This is a genomic window from Aeromonas sp. 1805 (assembly GCF_013085525.1).
GTDB lineage: Bacteria > Pseudomonadota > Gammaproteobacteria > Enterobacterales > Aeromonadaceae > Aeromonas > Aeromonas hydrophila.
The window spans coordinates 1,604,422-1,625,078 of sequence record NZ_CP038515.1 but is presented as its reverse complement, the minus strand read 5'-3'; the positions used below and the strand labels follow the sequence as shown (position 1 = coordinate 1,625,078).

Genomic DNA, 20,657 nt, shown 5'->3' with positions numbered 1-20,657 from the left:
ATAAAAACCAGACATTGTCATTTAGACAGTCACTGCTTATAGTCAAAATCACAAACACACTGTCATTTGGACAATTATCGTGATCTCGACCGACAGCCTGGCGCGCATCGCCCTCGACTTGCAACTCGGCATCTCCCATCAGGACCGCTTCCACCGCCTGATCCAGAGCGTGCGCAGCCTGCTGAACTCGGATGCCTCGGCCCTGTTGCGCTACGAGGGGGGCCAGTTCATCCCGCTGGCCATCGACGGCCTGATGCAGGACGTGCTGGGGCGCCGTTTCGCCCTCAAGGATCATCCGCGCATGGAGGCCATCGCCCGCGCCGGCGACGTGGTGCGCTTCCCCGCCGACAGCAGCCTGCCCGACCCCTATGACGGCCTGCTGCCAGATCACGACGACTTCAAGGTGCACGCCTGCGTCGGTCTGCCGCTGTTCTCGGATCAGGCGCTGATCGGCGCGCTGACCATAGACGGCATGAACCCGGCCCAGTTCGACGCCATCAGCGACGAGGAGCTGCGGCTGGTGGGTGCCCTGGCCGCCGCCGCCCTCAACAATGCGCTGCTGCTGGAGCGGCTTGCCCGCCAGAGCAGCGAGCCGCTGGTCCCCGGCACCCGGCCCGGCCCTGAGCAGCCGGAGATGATCGGCCAGTCCCCCGCCATGGCACGGCTGCGCCACGAGATAGAAGTGGTCGCCAACTCCGAGCTGAACGTGCTGATCCTGGGGGAGACCGGGGTCGGCAAGGAGCTGATCGCCAAGGCGGTGCATCGCGGTTCCCAGCGTGCCAAGGCCCCGCTGGTCTACCTCAACTGCGCCGCCCTGCCCGAATCCGTGGCCGAAAGCGAGCTGTTCGGCCACGTGAAGGGGGCCTTTACCGGCGCCATCCACAACCGGGCGGGCAAGTTCGAGCTGGCGGATCAGGGCACCCTGTTCCTCGACGAGATCGGCGAGCTCTCTCTGCCGCTGCAGGCCAAGCTGCTGCGGGTGCTGCAATACGGCGATCTGCAGCGGATCGGTGACGACACCCCGCTCAAGGTGAACGTGCGCATCCTGGCGGCCACCAACCGGGATCTGAAGCAGGCGGTGGTCGAAGGGCAGTTTCGGGCCGACCTCTACCACCGGCTCAGCGTGTTCCCAATCCACGCCCCGGCGCTGCGCGAGCGCCCCGGCGACATCCCCCTGCTGGCCGGTTATTTTTGCGAGCGCTGCCGGCTCAGCCTGGGGCTGGAGCGGCTGCGCATCCAGCCACAGGCGCTGCAACTGCTCGAGCGCCACGACTGGCCCGGCAACGTGCGGGAACTCGAGCACGCCATCCACCGTGCCGCCGTGCTGGCGCGGGCCGAACAGGGCAGCCAGACCCCGACCCTCGCCAGCCATCACTTCAATCTGGCAGCCGGCCCCCTGCCCCCCTCCACCAGCCCCGCCATGGCGCCAATGACCCCCTTGCCCGGCGGCCTCGGCCTGCGCGCCGCCACCGACGCCTTCCAGCTTGCGCTGATCGAGCAGACGCTGGCCGCCCATGACGGCAACTGGGCCGCCACCGCCCGCGTGCTGGAGCTCGACGGCGGCAACCTGCACCGCCTCGCCAAGCGGCTCGGCCTCAAGGCCTGAGGCGTCCATTCAGGGCCATCAAATAAAAACCCCCTCGCTGGCGAGGGGGTTTTCTTGTTGATGGCTCTGCCGTGGCGCGATCAGCGCAGGGACTTGACCGAGCGGCGAACGATCAGCTCCGGCTGGACCGTCATCGACTCGACCTCCAGCTCCTTGTTGCGGATCCGGCTCACCAGCTGCTGCACCGCCAGCAGACCGAGCTCGGCCTTGGGGTGGCGGATGGTGGTGAGCGGCGGGCTGGAGAAGCGCGCCATCTCCACGTCGTCATAACCGATCATGGAGATGTCGTCCGGCACCTTGACCCCGGCTTCCCAGGCGGCGCAGATGGCGCCGATCGCCATGGGATCGTCAAAGGCAAACACCGCGGTCGGCCGCGGCTTGAGGGCCAGGATCCGCTGCATGGCATCGAATCCGCTCTGGCTCTCGTAATCCCCTTCGAAGATCTGCTCGTCTTTCAGGGTCAGACCCTGCTCGCCCAGGGCATCGCGCACCCCGTCCAGCCGCTGCTGGGTGGTCGGCTTGGCCAATTGACCGGTGATGCAGACGATGTCGCGGTGACCCTGCTCCAGCAGGTGGCGCACGGCTAGGCGCGCACCGATGCGGGCGTTGTCGTTGATGACGTTGGCAAAGTCACACTCGGTACCCCAGTCCAGCACCACTTGCGGCACGTTCTTGTGGATGCGCAGCATGTCGCGCAGCGGGGTATCGATGTCGGTTCCCAACACCAGCAGACCGTCGACCCGCTTCTCCATCAGCATGCGCAGATAGTGCTGCTGACGGGGCGGCTGGTTCTCGGTATTGCAGAGGATCAGGCTGTAGCCCTGCTCGAAGCAATACGCCTCCACCCCTTGCACCACTTCCGCAAAGAAGGGGTTGGCACTGGTGGTCACCAGCATGCCGATGGTCTTGGTCGAGTTTATCTTGAGGCTGCGCGCTACCGAGTTGGGCGCGTAGTTGAGTTCTGCCACCGCCTCAAGCACTTTTTGGGTTGCGTCTTCGCTGACCCGACGGGTGTGATTGAGTACATGTGAGACGGTGGAGATGGATACGCCTGCGCGGGAGGCGACATCCTTGATAGTGGCCATCTCTGTCTCCTGAAGATCAAAGGCGGAACATTAGCAGATTTCCCGAATAAAGGCTTGGTTTTAACGAGCACTGCCAATGAATTGTCAATGCTGGCTAATCTAGGCGCTCATTTCTATTTGCGCAAACGGATTTTGGTCAAAATGGGAGCAGTGTCAGGGTAAAATATCGTCAGTTTTTTCATCTATCATTTATCGAAAGCACACCTTGTTGAGAAGATGTTAATCAACACCTTTAGCATCAATATCTAAATCAGATTTCAATATTGGTTATTTGTTTCAAAAAAGCACTATTCCACCCTCTCTGGTTAGTATCTTTAACAGCTTGTTATTGCCCAGCGAGGAATGATAGAACCATACCTATTGCCGGACTGGCGGGATCACGGTTCGGAATGGCACACGGAAAATGAAACAATCCACTGATTAAGGGACGAATCGATGAATAAGTTGAGCAAAATGGCAGTCAGGACAGCGGTTTCTATGGCCCTGTTCGGATCGGTATCACTGGTCCACGCGGCGGATACCATCAAGATCGGCATCGCCGGTCCGGTCACCGGCCCGGTCGCCCAGTACGGCGACATGCAGTTCACCGGCGGCAAGATGGCGGTCGAGCAGATCAACAAGGCCGGTGGCATCAAGGGCAAGCAGATCGAAGCCGTCATCTATGACGACGCCTGCGATCCCAAGCAGGCCGTGGCGGTCGCCAACAAGGTGATCAACGACGGCGTCAAATTCGTGGTCGGCCACCTTTGCTCCGACAACACCCTGCCCGCTTCCGACATCTATGAAGATGAAGGCGTGCTGATGGTCACCCCGGCCTCCACCAACCCCAAGATCACCGAGCGCGGCTATCAGCTGGTGCTGCGTACCATCGGCCTGGACAGCGACCAGGGTCCGACTGCCGCCAAGTACATCATCGAGCAGGTCAAACCCAAGCGCGTGGCCGTCATCCACGACAAGAAACAGTACGGCGAAGGCATCGCCTCCAGCGTGAAAGCTGCGCTGGACAAGGCCGGCGTCAAGGTAGTGGCGTTTGAAGGCATCACCGCCGGCGACAAGGACTTCTCCGCCCTGATCGCCAAGCTGCAGAAAGAGAACGTCGACTTCGTCTACTACGGCGGCTATCACCCCGAGCTGGGTCTGATCCTGCGTCAGGCTGGCGAGAAGGGCCTCAAGGCCAAGTTCATGGGTCCGGAAGGGGTCGGCAACAAGGACATCTCCGCCATCGGCGGTCCGGCCTCCGAAGGCCTGCTGGTGACCCTGCCGAACAAATATGACCTGGTGCCGGCCAACGCCCCGCTGGTGGCCGCGTTCAAGGCCAAGGGTCAGGACTCCTCCGGTCCGTTCGTGTGGACCACCTATGCCGCGGTGCAAACCCTGGCTGCCGGTATCGCCAAGGCGGGTGAGGATGACCCGGCTGCCGTGGCTGCCGCCATCAAGGCCGCACCGATCGATACCGTCATGGGCACCCTGAGCTGGGCTCCGAGTGGCGACCTGAAAGGCTTTGAATTCGGTGTGTTCCAGTGGCACGCCGACGGTACCTCCACTCAAGTCAAATAATCTGCCGGTCGGGGTGACATGAGTCACCCCTCCTTTCTTTGCGGGCAAGTACAGGGAACGCAGTATGTCCGAACACTTCCTTTACCTGGTTCAGCAGTTGCTGAACGGGTTAACCATAGGCAGCACCTATGCGTTGATCGCCATCGGCTACACCATGGTCTATGGCATCATCGGCATGATCAACTTCGCCCACGGCGAGGTCTACATGATCGGCTCCTATGTCGCTTTCATGGTGATGGCGGGGCTCATGATGATGGGCATCGACAGCACCTTCCTGCTGCTGGGGGGCGCCTTCCTGGTCAGCATCGTCATCACCGGCACCTATGGCTGGACCATAGAGCGCGTCGCCTACCGCCCGCTGCGGGGCGGCAACCGGCTGATCCCCCTCATCTCCGCCATCGGCATGTCGATCTTCCTGCAGAACATGATGCGGATGGCCCAGGGCTCGCGCGACATCGCCATGCCCACCCTGATCTCCGGCGGCTGGACCCTGGGTGAAGCCGACGGCTTCCAGGCCAGCCTCTCCTGGATGCAGCTCATCATCTTCGTGGTGACCTTCATCACCATGCTGGCGCTGACCCAGTTCATCGGTCGCTCCCGCATGGGCCGCGCCTGCCGCGCCTGTTCGGAAGACATCAAGATGGCCAACCTGTTAGGGATAGACACCCATGTGGTCATCTCCATCACCTTCGTGCTGGGGGCCACCCTGGCCGCCGTCGCCGGCGTGCTGCTCGGCATGTATTACGGCGTCATCAACCCCTACCTCGGCTTCATGGCCGGGCTGAAAGCCTTCACTGCGGCAGTCCTCGGCGGTATCGGCAGCATTCCCGGCGCCGTGCTGGGCGGCCTGCTGCTCGGCGTGGTCGAGGCGCTCACCGCCGGCTACCTCAGCACCGAATACAAGGACGTGATGGCCTTTGCCCTGCTGATCGGCGTGCTGCTGTTTATGCCCACCGGCATTCTGGGTCGCCCGGAGGTCGAGAAGGTATGATGAAACGTCAATTGGTCCATGCCTGCATCGCCAGCCTGGTGCTGCTGGTGCTCTCCTTCTGGTTGCTCGGCTTCAAGCTCGAAACCGACGGCACCCGCCTGCTGGTGACCAGCCGGCTGGACGTGTCGCTGGCCTGGCTGCTGGGCGGCGCCACCCTGGTGTTCTGGTTCCAGCTGCTGCGCGGCCAGATAAGCCGGCTGTTTCAGGCCTCCATCAGCGGCTTCTCGGTCGGCTTCACCAAGCTGGTGCTGCCGAGCCAAGAGGAGGCGCCACGCCTCTACAACATCACCGCCGTGCTGGTGCTGCTGTTCGCGGTGAGCTGGCCCTTCATGGCCTCGCGCGGTGCCATCGATCTGGCCACCCTGGCCCTCATCTACATCATGCTGGGTCTCGGCCTGAACGTGGTGGTCGGCCTCGCCGGCCTGCTGGATCTCGGCTATGTCGGCTTCTACGCGGTCGGCGCCTACAGCTATGCCCTGCTCAACACCTACTTCGGGCTCAGCTTCTGGGAGTGCCTGCCCATCGCCGGGCTGACGGCGGCCACCTTCGGCTTTTTGCTCGGCTTCCCGGTACTGCGACTGCGGGGGGATTATCTGGCCATCGTCACCCTGGGCTTTGGCGAGATCATCCGCATCCTGCTCAACAACATGACCAGCCTGACCGGCGGCCCTAACGGCATCTCCGGCATTCCCAAGCCGACCCTGGGCGGTCTGGAGTTCAACCGTACCGTCAAGGATGGCGGCTTCGAGACCTTCCACGAGTTCTTCGGCATCGCCTACAACGCCAACCACAAGGTGATCTTCCTCTACCTGATGGCACTGGTGCTGGTGATCGCCACCCTGTTCGTCATCAACCGCCTGCTGCGCATGCCGCTCGGTCGCGCCTGGGAGGCATTGCGGGAAGACGAGATCGCCTGCAAGTCGCTGGGGCTCAACCCCACCATCATCAAGCTGACCGCCTTCACCATTGGCGCCTGCTTCGCAGGCTTCGCCGGCAGCTTCTTCGCCTCGCGCCAAGGCTTCATCAGTCCGGAGTCCTTCGTCTTCATCGAGTCGGCCATCGTGCTCGCCATCGTGGTGCTGGGCGGCATGGGCTCCCAGATCGGGGTGGTGCTGGCTGCCATCGTGATGACGGTACTGCCTGAGCTGGCGCGCGAGTTCAACGAATACCGCATGCTGATGTTCGGCCTCTTGATGGTGTTCATGATGATCTGGCGGCCACAGGGATTGCTGCCGATGACCCGTCCGCATCTGGAGTTAAAGAAATGAGAGCCAATCAGAAGTTAATGGAAGTTTCTGATCTGTCGATGCGCTTCGGAGGGTTGCTGGCCGTCAACGGCGTCAAGCTGGACGTGGACAAGGGAGAGGTGATCTCCATCATAGGCCCCAACGGGGCGGGCAAGACCACCGTCTTCAACTGCCTGACCGGCTTCTACCGCCCGAGCGGTGGCATCATCCGCTACAAGGGTGAGGAGATCCAGGGGCTGCCCGGTCATCTCATCGCCCGCAAGGGCATAGTGCGCACCTTTCAGCACGTGCGACTGTTCAAGGACATGACGGCGGTGGAAAACCTGCTGGTGGCCCAGCACAGACACCTCAACACCGGCTTTCTGGCCGGGCTGTTCAAGACCCCGGCCTTTCGCCGTGCCGAGCGGGAGGGGCTGGAGCAGTCCGCCTTCTGGCTGGAGAAGGTGGGGCTCAAAGATCTCGCCAACCGCGCCGCCGGCAACCTGGCTTATGGCCAGCAGCGCCGGCTCGAGATTGCCCGCTGCATGGCGACCCGGCCCGAGCTGCTGATGCTGGACGAGCCGGCCGCCGGCCTCAACCCGCACGAGACCGACGAACTGAACGAGCTCATCTCCAACCTGCGGGACGAGTTCGGGGTCTCGGTGCTGTTGATCGAACACGACATGAAGCTGGTGATGGAGATCTCCAACCGCATCTTCGTGGTCAACCAGGGCACCCCGCTGGCCCACGGCAAGCCGGACGAGATCCGCAGCAATCCAGCAGTGATCAAGGCCTATCTGGGCGAGTCGTAAGGATAAAAAGATGTTAGAACTTCGCAACGTATCGACCCACTACGGCAAAATTCAGGCGCTGCACGACGTCAGCGTCCAGGTAAAAGAGGGGGAAATCGTCACCCTGATCGGCGCCAACGGCGCCGGCAAGACTACCTTGCTGATGACCCTGTGCGGCGAGCCCAAGCCCAGCAGCGGCTCCATCTGGTTCGAGGGAGAGCAGATAGACTCGCTCTCCACCGCCCGCATCATGCGCAAGGACATCGCCGTGGTGCCGGAGGGGCGTCGCATCTTCGCTCGCCTGACGGTGGAGGAGAACCTGCTGATGGGGGCCTTCTTCGTCGACAAGGCCGAGCAGCGCGGCCTGCTGGATCAGATTTTCACCCTGTTCCCCCGCCTGCACGAGCGCCTGGAGCAGCGCGCCGGCACCATGTCCGGCGGCGAGCAGCAGATGCTGGCCATCGGCCGCGCCCTGATGAGCAAACCGCGCCTGTTGCTGCTGGATGAACCCTCGCTGGGGCTGGCCCCCATCGTCATCCAGCAGATCTTCGACACCATAGAGCAGCTGCGCCGCGACGGCATGACCATCTTTCTGGTGGAGCAGAACGCCAACCAGGCGCTCAAGCTGGCCGATCGCGGCTATGTGCTGGAGAACGGCCACGTGGTATTGCAGGACACGGGGGCGGCCCTGTTGGCCAACCCGGCCGTCCGCCAGGCCTATCTCGGCGGCTGACCCATGAGCAGGGCCGACACGGCGCCGGATCACCACAGTTTCTGGCACGATCCGGCCCTGCCTTTCATCGAGGCGCGGGCGGTGCAGGATGGCCGCCGCGTCTGCTACGACAAGCACAGCCACCCCCACTTCTCCATCGGCGCCATCACCGGTGGCCACAGCCACTATCTCAACCAGCGCAGCCGGCAGGAGGTCGGCCGCGGCCACCTGGTGCTGATGAACCCGGAAGAGGTGCACGCCTGCAACCCGATTGCGGATGAGCCCTGGTCCTATCTGATGTTCTACCTCGATACCGGCTGGCTGCAACGCCAGCAGGAAGAAGCTGGGCTGGGCGATGCGTTTCGTCCCTTCGACATGACCGCAAGCCAGGATCCCCTGCTCTATCAGGGGCTGTGCCGGCTCCACCGGCAGCTGTGGCAGGAGCCGGAGCCGCTCGCGCGCGAAGTGGCCTGCCACCAGTTCAGTCGCCAGTTGCTGGCCAGGCTCACCCCGGCCAGCTGGGACGATCGGCCGCCGCAGCACCTGCAGCGAGCCGCCGAACTGATGCAGGACGACTGCAGCAGCCCCCTCACCCTCGCGCAATTGAGTGCGGTGGCCGGGCTCACCCCCTCTCACTTCGTGCGCAGCTTCAGCCGCCATTACGGCATGACGCCCCACGCCTACCTGCTCGATCAGCGCATCCGCCATGCCCGCACCCTGCTCAGGCGGGGAGAGCCGCTGGCTGAGGTGGCGCTGGCCAGCGGTTTTGCCGATCAGGCCCACTTCCAGCGCCAGTTCAAGCGGCGGGTGGCCGCCACCCCGGGTCACTACCGCAGTCAGCTGATCCGGCAAGGCTAGCGCACCAGATAGGCGGCGCAGAGCAGCAGCAACAGCGCCATCGCCCGGTTGAACCAGCGCAGCCGCTGCGGCGCGAGCAGCAACCCCTGCAGGCGACTGCCGGCATAGGCCCAGCAAGCGATGGAGCACAGACAGATGACCAGGTAGAGGCCGCTGAACAGGGCCACCTGCCCCACCCCGCCCGCACAGCCATAGGCGCCCATCCCCATGCTGGCGGCGAGCCAGGCCTTGGGATTGAGCCATTGCATCAGTGCCCCGTACCAGAAGGAGGGCGCCACTCCGTCGACCCCCTCCACCCGGCCGCTGTCCACCAGCAGCTGCCAGGCCATCCAGCCGAGAAAGATCACCCCTGCCCAGCGCAGTGAATCCGCCGCCAGCGGCCACTGCAGCAGGGTGGCGCCCAGCCCCAGTCCCATCAACAGCAGCAACAGAATGAACCCCAGGGTGGCCCCGACCACGTGCCGCAGGCTGGCCGCAAAGCCGTGCCTGGCGCCGCTGCCGAGGGCGACCAGGTTGACCGGCCCCGGGGTGATGGACATGGCCAGGGCAAACCCGGCCATGGATAACAGCAGACTCGTCTCCATGAATAACGCTCGTAGCAGCAAAAGGAGCCCCCAGCCTAGCCGGCACCCCTCCCCCGGTATTGAAGGAAATTGCGATCGGTCACGGCAATAACCGGACACATTGCGGGCTTAGCGCCGGCCTCCGCTTGCGGTAAACTGACCCTCAATCACCTATTCGCAGGACATGTTAATGGACCAGTTTGCCCATATCAGTGCCCATGATGCCCACCAGAAGCTTGCCGCCGGGGCAGCCCGCCTCGTGGATATTCGCGACCCCCAGTCGTTCGAGACGGCCCATGCGGTCGGCGCCTTCCACCTCACCAACGGCACCCTGGTGCGTTTCATGAACGAGGTGGACTTCGATACCCCGGTGATCGTGATGTGCTATCACGGCAACAGCAGCCAGGGCGCCGCCCAGTATCTGCTGCAACAGGGGTACGATGAGGTCTACAGCCTGGATGGCGGCTTCGAGGCGTGGCGCAGGGAGTTCCCGATCCAGGCGGGCGACGCATGATCCAGCTGCTGGTGCTCGACAATGCCCGCATGGCCCAGGCGCTGGTGGACTATCTCTCCACCCTCGGCATCTCGTGCGAGCTGACCCAGTCCGAGCTTGGCGTCTCGGTCTGGCTGGCGGACGAACAACGCCTCGCCCAGGCCCAGCTGGAAGTGAAACGCTTCCTGGCCGAGCCGACCCACCCCCGTTACATGGAAGCCTCCTGGCAATCCGGCCGGGCCGATGCCCGCATCGACTACAGCAAGGGGATGACCGACCCGGTCACCGACTTCCTGCATCAGGCGGGGCCGCTGACCCTGGTGGTGATCATCGCCTGTCTGGCCATCTACGGGCTCGATGCCATCGGTCTGCCGATCTTCGATGAGCTGGCCTTCCACCCGACCCTGGCCCAGTTCACCGACTGGCAGGCGTGGCGCTACTTCACTCCGGCCTTCATCCACTTCTCGGTGCTGCACCTGGTGTTCAACCTGCTGTGGTGGTGGTATCTGGGGGGCCAGATCGAACAACGGCTCGGTAGCGGCAAGCTGCTGATCCTGCTGCTGGTAGGCGCCGCCCTGCCCAACCTGGCCGAGTTCTTCGCCAGCGGCCCGCTGTTTGGCGGCCTCTCCGGGGTGGTCTATGCCCTGCTCGGCTACTGCTGGCTGCGCAGCAAGTTGCAGCCGGCCTGCGGCCTCACCCTGCCACCGGCGCTGATGGGCTTCATGCTGTTCTGGCTGGCGCTCGGCTTCTTCGATCTGCTCGGCACCCGTACCGCCAACATGGCCCACCTGGCCGGTCTGCTGGTCGGGCTGCTGCAGGGCTGGCTGGACAGACACCACCAGCCCGCCTGAGTGGTAGTCATCGAGGTGCAGCAAGCTGCTCGGCAGCCAGAGCGGTCACCAACCAGGCCAATCTGAACCGGCGACAAGCGCGATGCCGGAAAACAAAACGCCGCCCCGAGGGGCGGCGTTTTTATTGGCCGACTGGCTTACTGCTTGAGCAGGCTGCCGTTGGTCACCTTGACCGCAGTACCGCCGCTCATGAAGAAGCTGGCGAACTGGGACTGCATCTCGGTGGTCACATCGCCGCTCGGGTCGAAGTTCTCGTCCGGCGCCAGCAGCGAGCTGTGGCCACCTGCCAAGAAGCGGGCCGCGTTGTGGCTGGCCGCACCGGTGGCGGTCAGCGGCTGCAGTGCCAGCACCTTGAACAGCGGCTCGGTACCACCCAGCGGGGCGGAGGCGATGCTGTTCGGGATCACCTGGTCAGACAGGCTCAGGGCGCCATCGCCGACGATCTCGGTGGCGAACAGCGGGAAGCTGCTCTGGATGCCGCGGCCGAGGTTGATCGGGTCAGCCGAATCCAGCACCGACTGGGCCGCGAAGCTGTAGCTCTGCAATGTGCTTGCCGCCGCCGCCTGCTGGGTAGTGCTCAGGCTTGGCAGGAACTCGTTGACGAAGCAGGTCGGTACCGCGGTCTTGCAGTTGGGCGCGTAGGCGGTGAAGCCCGCTTTCAGCTCGGCACTGCCGCTGGTCAGCACGCCCATCTTGATGGTCGGGCCGAAGGTCGGCGAGTTCAGCAGCAGCGGCGCGATGCCGCCACCCGGCATGGCCAGGCCGCCGGTGTCGAACTTGAACAGGGCATCCGCCTGCGCATTGCCGATGGGCTGGTTGGCAACCGCCAGCAGGTTGGTACCTGAGATGGCCCCCAGGGAGTGGCCCAGGAAGTGCACCTTGACGCCAGCCACGCCCAGAGCACCCTTGGCATTGGCCAGACCGACCGCCAGACGCAGGCCCAGCAGATCCGCCACGCTCTGTTTCAGGTTGTCGCGGGCCACGGTCAGGTAGCTCAGGTTCAGATACGGGGTCGGATTTTCGGAGGTGGTCACCGTCGCATCACTGCCACTCAGGGCGAAGCCGCGCTCGCCGTGCAGCGGGTGATCGATCACCACCAGCGCCACCTTCTTGCCTGCCTGCATGCCGGCATAGATCTGACCCAGCGCCAGTGCATAGGCGTTCTCTTTTACCGAGGTGACACCGTGCTGGTAGATGATCACGTCGGTGATGGTGTTGAGGGCATCCTTGGCGAAGACCCGCATCGGCACCGACTGCACCTCTTCCAGCATGGGCAGCGGGTTGAAGCGGCCGATGTTCTGCTCGGCATCCAGCGGCTTGCCGCCGGAGGTGAGGGTCACCCCGATCAGCTTGCTCGCCTCGACCAGCAGCTCGGCCTGACGGGTCGGATCGGCAATCAGCGTCGCCAGCAGGGCCGGGTCCACACCCGCGCCCACCAGCCCGGCGATCACTTCGCTGTCGGAGGCTTTCAGGGCATTGGCGATGGCGTACAGGCTGGGGATGGCACCGTGCCAGGACTGGGTCTTGGCCTTGTCCCAGGAACCGGCCGTAGCCGGCGAGGCGAGGAAGTAAGGCAGCTTGACGGTACCGGTATAGACCTTGGTCGCTTGAGCAATCGGGTTGAGCGGAGCACCGGGCCCGAAGGCGGTGGCGATCGCATCTTTCTGCTCTTGCGGCAGGAACTGCTCGGCGTCCAGCTGGGTCAGGAAGGCATTGCTGCCGGTCACGCTCAGGGTATAGGTGCCCGGCAGGCTGGTGTTGCCCTTGGCATCCTGCTTCCACAGGGCGGCCGCATCCAGGGTCGGGCTCTTCAGCACGGACGCCGCAGCCCCTTTCACCGCTACCAGCACGTCAGCACCGGACTGGGTACCGAACCAGTCGGAGAAGATGACGTGATCGGTGGAGACGCCGGTGGCAGCCTTGAACAACCCTTCCTGCAGGGCAATCAGACCGTTGATGGTCTGCTCCTGGGCATTGCTGCCGGCGTTGTTCTTGTAGTTGCCGTAGTCGTTGCCGGCCTTGACCGCATTGCCGCTGCTGTCCTTGAGGGAGTCGGTGGCCACGATCATGTAGTAGGAGGAGGGATTCAGCGGCTTGAGCGGCACCAGGTTCAGCTTGCCGGCCGCAGCGGCCACCACGAAGTCCACCCCGTAGGTCAGCACCTTCTTCACGCCGTTCGGGCGCAGGGCGGTGCTGTCAAAGCTCAGTTCCAGCAGGTAGAGCGGCGCGACCGAAGCGGCAAACTCCGCCGCGGCCGGGGCCTGCACCTGAATGCCGGATGAGGTCACGGGCACGATCTGGATAGCCTGGGTCGTGGACCAGCCATCCAGGGTCGACATGGCCGAGACCGGGTTGGAGAGATCTGCCGTTTCGGTGGAGAATTTCAGGGTGCCATCGCTGGCCCGGGCAGCCAGAGCACTGGGGCGCACGGCGTTGGAACCGGTCAACAGATAGTCGAGATAGCTGGAGGTGTCGCCTTTGTTATCGTCACTGCCACCACAGCCAGCCAGCATAGCACTGACAACCGCGGCATAAATTAGCTTCTTTTTCATATCCTTATCTCTTTTTAGTTGTTATCCATGAAATGCTGACTGAGTTGGGTGAGAACCCGACCGGTACATCTTAACAGCAACGCAACAATTATTAAGCCTCTGGTCGGTCATCTGATCTGCTTTTTTTGTGTACAGCATCAAGGAATTGGAATAGAAACGGGACTCGATAGGTTAACAGCTTCATCCCGAATACCAGACCCGACCAGCGACTGCCCGTATGGCAGCTGGCAAAAAGCGACCCTCGATCTCGGCAAAGCGGATCAATTGCCGGTAGAATGGCGCATTGCTTAAGGAGAACCACATGATCGACCCGAAGAAACTGGAAGAGATCGCCAAACAGGTGCACAACTCCCTGCCGCCCGGCATTCGCAGCGTGGGTGAAGAGGTGGAGAAGAAGATCCGTCAGGTGCTGCAGTCCCAGCTGGGCAAGCTGGATCTGGTCAGTCGCGAAGAGTTTGACGTGCAGACCAAGGTGCTGCTGCGCACCCGCGAGAAGCTGACCGCGCTCGAGGCCAAGCTGGCCCAGCTCGAGCAGCAGCTCGGTGCCAAAGGCGAATAACGTAGGTCGCCCATAAAGCAAACCCCAGCCAGGCTGGGGTTTGTTGTTTCTGGCCTGCCGCAGGGCAAGCAGCAGGCTGACTCAGCGAGGCCTCCTCGGTCACGCTATGTGGCCGGCCTCATGCCGAACTCAGATGAATTCGTAGGCGTCGCCGAAGATGCGCTCTGGCTCGGCGCCCAGGATCTTGAACTCCTCCCGCGCCGCGCCCGCCATCTCGAAGCGGCCGGCGACATAGATGTCGTAGTCATGCAGGCTGACGAAATCATCCATGATGGCCTTGTGCACCAGCCCGGTCTTGCCGGTCCAGTCAGCTTCCGGCTCCTGCACCACCGGGATGAAGGTGAGTGGGGCGTAGTCGCGCTCCCACTGCTGCATCTGCTCCTGCTCGTAGAGCCAGTGCGCCTGGCGCACGCCCCAGTAGAAGAACACCGGGCGCTTGCTGCCGGTATCGATCAGGTATTCCAGAATGGAACGGGCATAGGAGAAACCGGTGCCACCTGCCATCAGGATCAGCGGCCGGGGCGACTCTTCCCGCAGGAAGGCCTTGCCCGCCGCCAGTTCAATCTCGATCTCCCCCTGCTCGCGCATACGGGCCAGCACCTGGCCGGCATAGGCGTTTTCCGGGGTGGCGCCGATCTGCAGCTCCAGCATGCCCGGACGGGTCGGCGAGTTGGCGATGGAGAAGGGACGCTTGTCCGAATCGCTCATCACCACCAGCAGATACTGGCCCGGCTTGAAGCTGACCTCTTGCAGCGGCGTCAGGGCCACGTGCCAGATGGTGTCGACATATTCGCGCAGTTCCTCTACGCGGCACTTGATACGTTGCATTCTTATCCTTGTGACGGGCTCGCTCGGCCCGCTTTCGCTCTTGATTCACTGTGGACTGGCGACCAGCAAAGTGGTCAGGTCAGTCGAGCATACCCAATTCAGCTCAAATGGCATCAATCTTTTGCATCCCGGCCAGGCGGCACGGCCCGTCGGGCCTGCCGCCGCTCTTCAGCCGAGAATGTTCAGCTCGTCCCAGAGGGCATCGATCTTCTGCTTGACCGCCTCGTCCTGGACGATGGGCTGGCCCCACTCGCGATTGGTCTCCCCCGGCCACTTGTTGGTGGCGTCCAGCCCCATCTTGGAGCCGAGCCCGGAGACCGGCGAGGCGAAGTCCAGGTAGTCGATCGGGGTGTGCTCGATCAGGGTGGTATCGCGAGCCGGATCCATCCGGGTGGTGATGGCCCAGATCACGTCCTTCCAGTCGCGGGCGTTGATGTCATCGTCACAGACGATCACGAACTTGGTGTACATGAACTGGCGCAGGAAGGACCAGACCCCCAGCATCACCCGCTTGGCGTGGCCAGGGTAGCGCTTCTTGATGGTCACCACCGCCATCCGGTAGGAGCACCCCTCCGGCGGCAGGTAGAAGTCCACGATCTCGGGGAACTGCTTCTGCAACAGCGGCACGAACACCTCGTTGAGCGCCACCCCGAGCACCGCCGGCTCATCGGGCGGACGGCCGGTGTAGGTGCTGTGATAGATGGCATCCTTGCGCATCGTCATGTGGGTGATGGTAAAGACCGGGAACTCATCCACCTCGTTGTAGTAGCCGGTGTGATCGCCATAAGGCCCTTCGGGGGCCATCTCGCCTGGCTCCAGATAGCCTTCCAGCACGATCTCGGCGCTGGCGGGCACCTCCAGATCGCAGCTGATGGCCTTCACCACCTCGGTACGGCTGCCGCGCAGCAGACCGGCAAAAGCGTATTCGGAGAGGGTATCCGGCACCGGCGTCACCGCGCCGAGGATGGTCGCCGGATCGGCACCGAGCGCCACCACCACCGGGAAGCGCTCACCCGGGTGGGCCTCCTGCCACTCGCGAAAATCGATGGCACCGCCGCGGTGATCCAGCCAGCGCATGATCAGCTTGTTCTTGCCGATCTTCTGCTGGCGATAGATGCCGAGGTTCTGCCGCTTCTTGTAGGGGCCGCGGGTGATGGTCAAACCCCAGGTCACCAGCGGGGCAACGTCGCCGGGCCAGCAGTGCTGGATCGGGATCTGGTCCAGATCGACCGCCTCTCCCTCCAGCACCCGCTGCTGACAGGGGGCAGAGGAGAGCCGTTTGGTCGGCATGTTGAGCACCTGCTTGAAGATCGGCAGCTTCTCCATCAGCTCCTTGAAGCCGCGGGGCGGCTCCGGCTCCTTCAGGTAGGAGAGCCAGATCCCCACTTGGCGCAGGGCGGCCACGTTGGGCTGGCCCATGCCCATGGCGACCCGATCCGGGGTACCGAACAGGTTGGTCAGCACCGGCATGGCGTAACCCTTGGGATTTTCAAACAGCAGGGCAGGCCCGCCCGCCCGCAGGGTGCGGTCGCTGATCTCGGTCATCTCCAGATAGGGGTCTATCTCGCGACTGATGCGCTTGAGTTGTCCGCTTTGTTCCAGCTGCGCGATGAAATCACGCAAATCCTTGTATTTCATGCAGGTACCCTGTGTTCAGGCGATGCCGCATTATAACCCTGGGCGGGCGGCGGGTGTACCCGAATCGGGCAGCATCACCGGACTTGCATGGCGCTTTTCCTGCCGGGTCAGTCGATCGGCAAGCTGGGCCAGCAGCCTGGGTTCGTCCATCTGCAGCAGCAGGCTGGCCACCTGACCGCTGTATTGGCGATTGCCCAGCTCCGCCAGCAGGAACTGCTGGGCCGTGTCCGGCAGCGGCGAAAGTTGACTGAGTTGCTGCAGAGCGGGCAGCTTGAGTCGGGCATTGCGACTGGCGGCAATCAGCAGATCGCTGGCCGCCTGGCCCTGATGAAAGCGGCTCACGCTGGCGAGCGCGGCCACGCTGTCGTGATCCACCGGTTGATGCCACAGCTTCTGATAGAGGGCGCTGTCACCGGTACGCTCGGCCAGCAGCCGCAGCAGCCGGTTGTCGGGCAGGAAGATGCTCATGGCGGCCAGCGTGTGCGCCTCCCGTTGCAGGAGCGGAAGCGGCTGCCGATCGAGTACGGTCAGCAGCGCCTGCTGCTGCTGGGCCAGATCGGGATTGCGGCTGTTGTAGATCTGCTTGAACTCGAACGTGCCCTCTTCCAGCTGCTGGCGATAGTTGTCCTGCCAGGCCTGCTGTTGCCAGCGGCTCAACACCTGCCGCGCGGCGGCGGCAAAGTCGTAGGCGGGTTGCTGCACCAGAAAGCCGTCCACCTCTTTTTCCACCAGCCAGCTGGGGGCCTTGAACGACTGGGCGCGCACCCAGGCCAGCAGTTGTGGACTGGTAGCCCTGGGCTGGCTATTGAGGGTGGCCAGCAGCTGGCACAACAGATACTCCCGCTGCCCCACGGCCAGGGAGTCCAGCAGGGTGTCGATGGCGGCAAACTGCCCCAGTTGCAGCCGGCCGGTCAGATAGTCGAGGTGACCCTGCAGCCCCTCGTCGGCCACCAGTGCCGTCCGGGGCGGCTGCGTCTCGGCAGCCCCGACCGGCAGCACCAGCAACCAGCTCAGCAATATCAGGAGTACATGCTTCATGACGTCCCTATCCTTGTGACATCGAGGTTTCATACTACTCAGGCGACCGTAAAATAGATAAACAAAAACCGCGACCTGGGCCGCGGTTTGATGATTTTCGAGTCGGTTACTTCTGCTGGCGCCGCATGGCGTCGAAGAACTCGTCGTTGGTCTTGGTCATGGCCAACTTGTCGATCAGGAACTCGATGCCGTCGATCTCGCCCATCGGGTGCACAATCTTGCGCAGGATCCACATCTTCTGCAGCTCGTCGCCGGTGGTCAGCAGCTCTTCCTTGCGGGTGCCGGAGCGAGTGATGTCGATGGCCGGGTAGACGCGCTTCTCGGCAATCTTGCGCGAGAGGTGCAGTTCCATGTTGCCGGTACCCTTGAACTCTTCGTAGATGACTTCATCCATCTTGGAGCCGGTATCGATCAGCGCGGTGGCGATGATGGTCAGGCTGCCGCCCTCTTCAACATTGCGCGCGGCACCGAAGAAGCGCTTCGGGCGGTGCAGGGCGTTGGCGTCCACACCACCGGTCAATACCTTGCCGGATGACGGGATGACGGTGTTGTAGGCACGGGCCAGACGGGTGATGGAGTCCAGCAGGATCACCACGTCCTTCTTGTGCTCGACCAGGCGCTTGGCCTTCTCGATCACCATTTCGGCGACCTGGACGTGACGGGAAGCCGGCTCGTCGAAGGTGGAGGCGATCACTTCACCCTTCACCATGCGCTGCATCTCGGTCACTTCTTCCGGACGCTCGTCGATCAGCAGGACGATCAGTTCGCAGTCAGGGTGGTTGTAGGCGATGCTCTGGGCGATGTTCTGCAGCAGCATGGTCTTACCGGCCTTGGGCGGTGCGACGATGAGGCCGCGCTGGCCTTTACCGATCGGGGAAGCCAGATCCAGCACGCGGGCGGTGATGTCTTCGGTGGAACCGTTGCCACGCTCCATGCGCAGGCGCTCGTTGGCGTGCAGCGGAGTGAGGTTTTCAAACAGGATCTTGTTGCGGGAGTTTTCCGGACGGTCGTAGTTGACCTCGTTGACCTTGAGCAGCGCGAAGTAGCGTTCGCCCTCTTTCGGCGGCCGGATCTTGCCGGAGATGGTATCGCCGGTACGCAGGTTGAAACGGCGGATCTGGCTCGGGGAGACATAGATGTCATCCGGGCCGGCCAGGTAGGAGCCGTCTGCACTACGCAGGAAGCCGAAACCATCGGTCAGGATTTCCAGCACACCGTCGCCAAAGATATCCTCGCCACCCTTGGCGTGCGCCTTGAGGATCGCGAAAATAATGTCTTTCTTGTGCGCCCGAGCCAGATTTTCCAACCCCATGGATTCGCCAAGCTGTACCAGCTCGGACACAGGAGTGTTCTTTAATTCAGTCAGATTCATAGTGGTGAAAGTCTGTAAGCAAGGATTGAAATGAGGAGACAGTCTGCTGGATTGATGCTGATCGGATTTGATTTGCCGGGCTGATGTGTGAGCAAAGAGTCAGGCAAAAAGGTTAGCAAACGAGCGATAAATTAGCACCAATCGGGGTGAGCGTCTAGGTGATAAAACAGAAGGAGCGCATTATTGCAATGCGCTCCTCTTTGATTATTACAGGTTACCGTCCAGGAACTCTTTCAGCTGAGTCTTGGACAGGGCACCGACCTTGGTCGCTGCCACTTCGCCATTCTTGAACAGCAAGAGGGTCGGAATACCACGAATGCCATACTTGGGCGGAGTGTCGGCGTTATGGTCGATGTTCAATTTCGCCACGGTCACGCGACCGGCATACTCTTGGGCGACTTCGTTCAGGATCGGGGCAATCATCTTGCACGGACCACACCATTCGGCCCAGAAGTCGACCAGAACGGCGCCATCGGCTTTGATTACATCTGCCTCGAAGCTGGCATCGCTCAGCTGAACAATCTTGTCACTCATCTCCAACTCCAGTCAGTAATTAAGGCTTTATTGACGTATCAACAAAGGCAATAGTTGCCCTATTTGAAATGATCCTGTTTATTATTGCAAGCCTAACCTGATAACCTACCGCCATGAGCAAAACACATTTAACGACCGACAAATTCGCCCAAATGGGCCTCGAACCCGAAGTTCTGGCTGGTCTGGAATCAAAGGGATTTCACTATTGCACCCCCATCCAGGCACTGTCTCTGCCACTGCTGGTAGAAGGTCATGACCTCGCCGGTCAGGCCCAGACAGGGACCGGCAAAACCCTTGCCTTCCTGGCCGCCACCTTCAACTATTTGTTGACCCATCCGCTGACCAAGCCGCGCCTCATCAACCAGCCGCGCGCCATCATCATGGCCCCGACCCGGGAGCTGGCAGTCCAGATCTACAACGACGCGGAAAGCATGTCCGCTTCGACCGGCCTCAAGCTCGGCCTCGCCTACGGTGGCGAAGGGTACGACAAGCAACTGGCCGTGCTGGAACAGGGTGTCGACATCCTGATCGGCACCACCGGCCGCATCATCGACTACTTCAAGTCCAAGGTCATCGATCTGAGCAATATTCAGGTCGTGGTGCTGGACGAAGCGGATCGCATGTTCGATCTCGGCTTCATCAAGGACATCCGTTTCCTGTTCCGCCGCATGCCGCCCGCCACCGAGCGTCTGAGCATGCTGTTCTCCGCCACCCTCTCCCTGCGCGTGCAGGAGCTGGCCTACGAACACATGAACCACCCGGAACATGTACAGATCGAGCCGGAGCAGATGACCGGCGTGCGGATCAAGGAGGAGTTGTTCTATCCCTCCAACGAAGACAAGATGTTGCTGCTGCTCTCCCTGATGGAAGAGGAGTGGCCGGAGAAAGCCATTGTCTTCGCCAACACCAAGCACGTCTGTGAAGACGTTCATGCCTGGCTGGAGAACGACGGCCACCGCGTCGGCCTGCTGACCGGTGACGTGCCGCAGAAGAAGCGGATGAAGATCCTGGAAGACTTCACCAAGGGCACGGTCGACATCCTGGTTGCCACCGACGTGGCCGCCCGCGGTCTGCACATCCCGGACGTGACCCACGTCTTCAACTATGACCTGCCCGACGACGCCGAAGACTACGTACACCGCATCGGTCGTACCGGTCGTGCCGGCAAGAGCGGTCACTCCATCAGCCTGGCCTGTGAAGACTATGCCTTCAACCTGCCGGCCATCGAGGAGTACATCCACCACCCGATCCCGGTCAGCAAGTATGACCGCGAGGCGCTGCTGGACGACGTGACCGCACCGAAGCGGGTGTTCCGCAACCGTCAGCCGGTGAATCGCAACATGCGCGATCGCCAGGGCGGTGGCAACAGCAACAACCGCCGTCGTCCGCCCCGCAAGAGCTGA

Annotated in this window: 19 protein-coding genes; 11 read left to right on the top strand and 8 right to left on the bottom strand. The window is 62.5% G+C overall.

From position 1 onward, the window contains the following. The first annotated feature begins 79 nt into the window (after positions 1–79). Positions 80–1,606 (top strand): nitric oxide reductase transcriptional regulator NorR, encoded by a 1,527-nt coding sequence (norR, locus tag E5E96_RS07710; protein WP_171281866.1) that lies wholly within the window; start codon positions 80–82, stop codon positions 1,604–1,606. A gap of 80 nt (positions 1,607–1,686) precedes the next feature. Here norR and E5E96_RS07705 read toward each other — a convergent pair whose 3' ends face one another. Further along, positions 1,687–2,691 (bottom strand): substrate-binding domain-containing protein, encoded by a 1,005-nt coding sequence (locus E5E96_RS07705; RefSeq protein WP_011704143.1) that lies wholly within the window; start codon positions 2,689–2,691, stop codon positions 1,687–1,689. 435 nt (positions 2,692–3,126) lie between these two features. Here E5E96_RS07705 and E5E96_RS07700 point away from each other — a divergent pair, with 435 nt between their 5' ends. The 6 genes from E5E96_RS07700 to E5E96_RS07675 all read left to right on the top strand — a co-directional run bounded on the left by E5E96_RS07700 (position 3,127) and on the right by E5E96_RS07675 (position 8,826). Continuing rightward, positions 3,127–4,248: a branched-chain amino acid ABC transporter substrate-binding protein gene (locus E5E96_RS07700; protein WP_016348967.1), complete on the top strand. Its 1,122-nt coding sequence runs from the start codon at positions 3,127–3,129 to the stop codon at positions 4,246–4,248. A 64-nt stretch (positions 4,249–4,312) separates the two neighbouring features. Then, positions 4,313–5,239, top strand: coding sequence for a high-affinity branched-chain amino acid ABC transporter permease LivH (gene livH / locus E5E96_RS07695; RefSeq protein ID WP_011704141.1), 927 nt, complete (start codon positions 4,313–4,315; stop codon positions 5,237–5,239). Then, positions 5,239–6,507: a high-affinity branched-chain amino acid ABC transporter permease LivM gene (locus E5E96_RS07690; protein ID WP_044798805.1), complete on the top strand. Its 1,269-nt coding sequence runs from the start codon at positions 5,239–5,241 to the stop codon at positions 6,505–6,507. Before livH ends, E5E96_RS07690 begins: the two co-directional genes overlap by 1 nt. Next, positions 6,504–7,277, top strand: coding sequence for a high-affinity branched-chain amino acid ABC transporter ATP-binding protein LivG (livG, locus tag E5E96_RS07685; protein ID WP_171281865.1), 774 nt, complete (start codon positions 6,504–6,506; stop codon positions 7,275–7,277). Before E5E96_RS07690 ends, livG begins: the two co-directional genes overlap by 4 nt. A 10-nt stretch (positions 7,278–7,287) precedes the next feature. After that, complete coding sequence (locus E5E96_RS07680; RefSeq protein WP_011704138.1) at positions 7,288–7,989, top strand: ABC transporter ATP-binding protein; 702 nt, start codon at positions 7,288–7,290, stop codon at positions 7,987–7,989. A gap of 3 nt (positions 7,990–7,992) precedes the next feature. Further along, complete coding sequence (locus E5E96_RS07675) at positions 7,993–8,826, top strand: AraC family transcriptional regulator (protein ID WP_171281864.1); 834 nt, start codon at positions 7,993–7,995, stop codon at positions 8,824–8,826. Here E5E96_RS07675 and E5E96_RS07670 read toward each other — a convergent pair. After that, positions 8,823–9,509 (bottom strand): LysE family translocator, encoded by a 687-nt coding sequence (locus E5E96_RS07670; protein WP_171281863.1) that lies wholly within the window; start codon positions 9,507–9,509, stop codon positions 8,823–8,825. The genes E5E96_RS07675 and E5E96_RS07670 overlap by 4 nt on opposite strands. 70 nt (positions 9,510–9,579) lie before the next feature. Between E5E96_RS07670 and glpE the strand changes: the two genes are divergently transcribed. Both glpE and glpG read left to right on the top strand, forming a co-directional pair. Continuing rightward, entirely contained in the window at positions 9,580–9,903 is a 324-nt protein-coding gene (gene glpE, locus E5E96_RS07665) for a thiosulfate sulfurtransferase GlpE (protein WP_011704135.1), read from the top strand. Next, positions 9,900–10,733: a rhomboid family intramembrane serine protease GlpG gene (gene glpG, locus E5E96_RS07660; RefSeq protein WP_011704134.1), complete on the top strand. Its 834-nt coding sequence runs from the start codon at positions 9,900–9,902 to the stop codon at positions 10,731–10,733. The genes glpE and glpG overlap by 4 nt, the downstream gene beginning before the upstream one ends. 137 nt (positions 10,734–10,870) lie before the next feature. Here the strand turns inward: glpG and E5E96_RS07655 are convergent, their stop codons facing one another. Beyond that, positions 10,871–13,285 carry a VolA/Pla-1 family phospholipase gene (locus E5E96_RS07655; RefSeq protein WP_171281862.1) on the bottom strand — a complete coding sequence of 805 codons (2,415 nt, stop codon included), beginning with the start codon at positions 13,283–13,285 and terminating at the stop codon, positions 10,871–10,873. A 301-nt stretch (positions 13,286–13,586) separates the two neighbouring features. Between E5E96_RS07655 and E5E96_RS07650 the strand changes: the two genes are divergently transcribed. Further along, positions 13,587–13,844 (top strand): accessory factor UbiK family protein, encoded by a 258-nt coding sequence (locus tag E5E96_RS07650; RefSeq protein WP_171281861.1) that lies wholly within the window; start codon positions 13,587–13,589, stop codon positions 13,842–13,844. A gap of 129 nt (positions 13,845–13,973) precedes the next feature. Here the strand turns inward: E5E96_RS07650 and fre are convergent, their stop codons facing one another. The 5 genes from fre to trxA all read right to left on the bottom strand — a co-directional run bounded on the left by fre (position 13,974) and on the right by trxA (position 19,254). Further along, positions 13,974–14,672: an NAD(P)H-flavin reductase gene (gene fre / locus E5E96_RS07645; protein ID WP_016348960.1), complete on the bottom strand. Its 699-nt coding sequence runs from the start codon at positions 14,670–14,672 to the stop codon at positions 13,974–13,976. Positions 14,673–14,840: 168 nt separating this feature from the next. Continuing rightward, a complete protein-coding gene (gene ubiD / locus E5E96_RS07640; RefSeq protein WP_017410827.1) occupies positions 14,841–16,310 on the bottom strand; it encodes a 4-hydroxy-3-polyprenylbenzoate decarboxylase in 1,470 nt (489 codons plus the stop codon). Between the two features lie 30 nt (positions 16,311–16,340). Beyond that, positions 16,341–17,348, bottom strand: a complete 1,008-nt coding sequence (locus E5E96_RS07635) for a hypothetical protein (protein ID WP_039215403.1) — start codon at positions 17,346–17,348, stop codon at positions 16,341–16,343. Positions 17,349–17,454: 106 nt separating this feature from the next. Further along, positions 17,455–18,720 (bottom strand): transcription termination factor Rho, encoded by a 1,266-nt coding sequence (gene rho / locus E5E96_RS07630; protein ID WP_005307308.1) that lies wholly within the window; start codon positions 18,718–18,720, stop codon positions 17,455–17,457. Positions 18,721–18,927: 207 nt separating this feature from the next. Then, positions 18,928–19,254 (bottom strand): thioredoxin TrxA, encoded by a 327-nt coding sequence (gene trxA / locus E5E96_RS07625; protein WP_005307306.1) that lies wholly within the window; start codon positions 19,252–19,254, stop codon positions 18,928–18,930. Positions 19,255–19,367: 113 nt separating this feature from the next. Between trxA and rhlB the strand changes: the two genes are divergently transcribed. Then, positions 19,368–20,657, top strand: a complete 1,290-nt coding sequence (rhlB, locus tag E5E96_RS07620; RefSeq protein WP_011704129.1) for an ATP-dependent RNA helicase RhlB — start codon at positions 19,368–19,370, stop codon at positions 20,655–20,657.

Coding starts and splice junctions, on each gene's coding strand:
- E5E96_RS07705 (WP_011704143.1), bottom strand. CDS start 2,691: ATGGCCACTATCAAGGATGTCGCCTCCCGCGCAGGCGTATCCATCTCC.
- fre (WP_016348960.1), bottom strand. CDS start 14,672: ATGCAACGTATCAAGTGCCGCGTAGAGGAACTGCGCGAATATGTCGAC.
- rho (WP_005307308.1), bottom strand. CDS start 18,720: ATGAATCTGACTGAATTAAAGAACACTCCTGTGTCCGAGCTGGTACAG.
- livG (WP_171281865.1), top strand. CDS start 6,504: ATGAGAGCCAATCAGAAGTTAATGGAAGTTTCTGATCTGTCGATGCGC.
- E5E96_RS07655 (WP_171281862.1), bottom strand. CDS start 13,285: ATGAAAAAGAAGCTAATTTATGCCGCGGTTGTCAGTGCTATGCTGGCT.
- glpE (WP_011704135.1), top strand. CDS start 9,580: ATGGACCAGTTTGCCCATATCAGTGCCCATGATGCCCACCAGAAGCTT.
- glpG (WP_011704134.1), top strand. CDS start 9,900: ATGATCCAGCTGCTGGTGCTCGACAATGCCCGCATGGCCCAGGCGCTG.
- E5E96_RS07675 (WP_171281864.1), top strand. CDS start 7,993: ATGAGCAGGGCCGACACGGCGCCGGATCACCACAGTTTCTGGCACGAT.
- E5E96_RS07700 (WP_016348967.1), top strand. CDS start 3,127: ATGAATAAGTTGAGCAAAATGGCAGTCAGGACAGCGGTTTCTATGGCC.
- E5E96_RS07650 (WP_171281861.1), top strand. CDS start 13,587: ATGATCGACCCGAAGAAACTGGAAGAGATCGCCAAACAGGTGCACAAC.
- ubiD (WP_017410827.1), bottom strand. CDS start 16,310: ATGAAATACAAGGATTTGCGTGATTTCATCGCGCAGCTGGAACAAAGC.
- livH (WP_011704141.1), top strand. CDS start 4,313: ATGTCCGAACACTTCCTTTACCTGGTTCAGCAGTTGCTGAACGGGTTA.
- rhlB (WP_011704129.1), top strand. CDS start 19,368: ATGAGCAAAACACATTTAACGACCGACAAATTCGCCCAAATGGGCCTC.
- E5E96_RS07635 (WP_039215403.1), bottom strand. CDS start 17,348: ATGAAGCATGTACTCCTGATATTGCTGAGCTGGTTGCTGGTGCTGCCG.
- E5E96_RS07680 (WP_011704138.1), top strand. CDS start 7,288: ATGTTAGAACTTCGCAACGTATCGACCCACTACGGCAAAATTCAGGCG.
- E5E96_RS07690 (WP_044798805.1), top strand. CDS start 5,239: ATGAAACGTCAATTGGTCCATGCCTGCATCGCCAGCCTGGTGCTGCTG.
- trxA (WP_005307306.1), bottom strand. CDS start 19,254: ATGAGTGACAAGATTGTTCAGCTGAGCGATGCCAGCTTCGAGGCAGAT.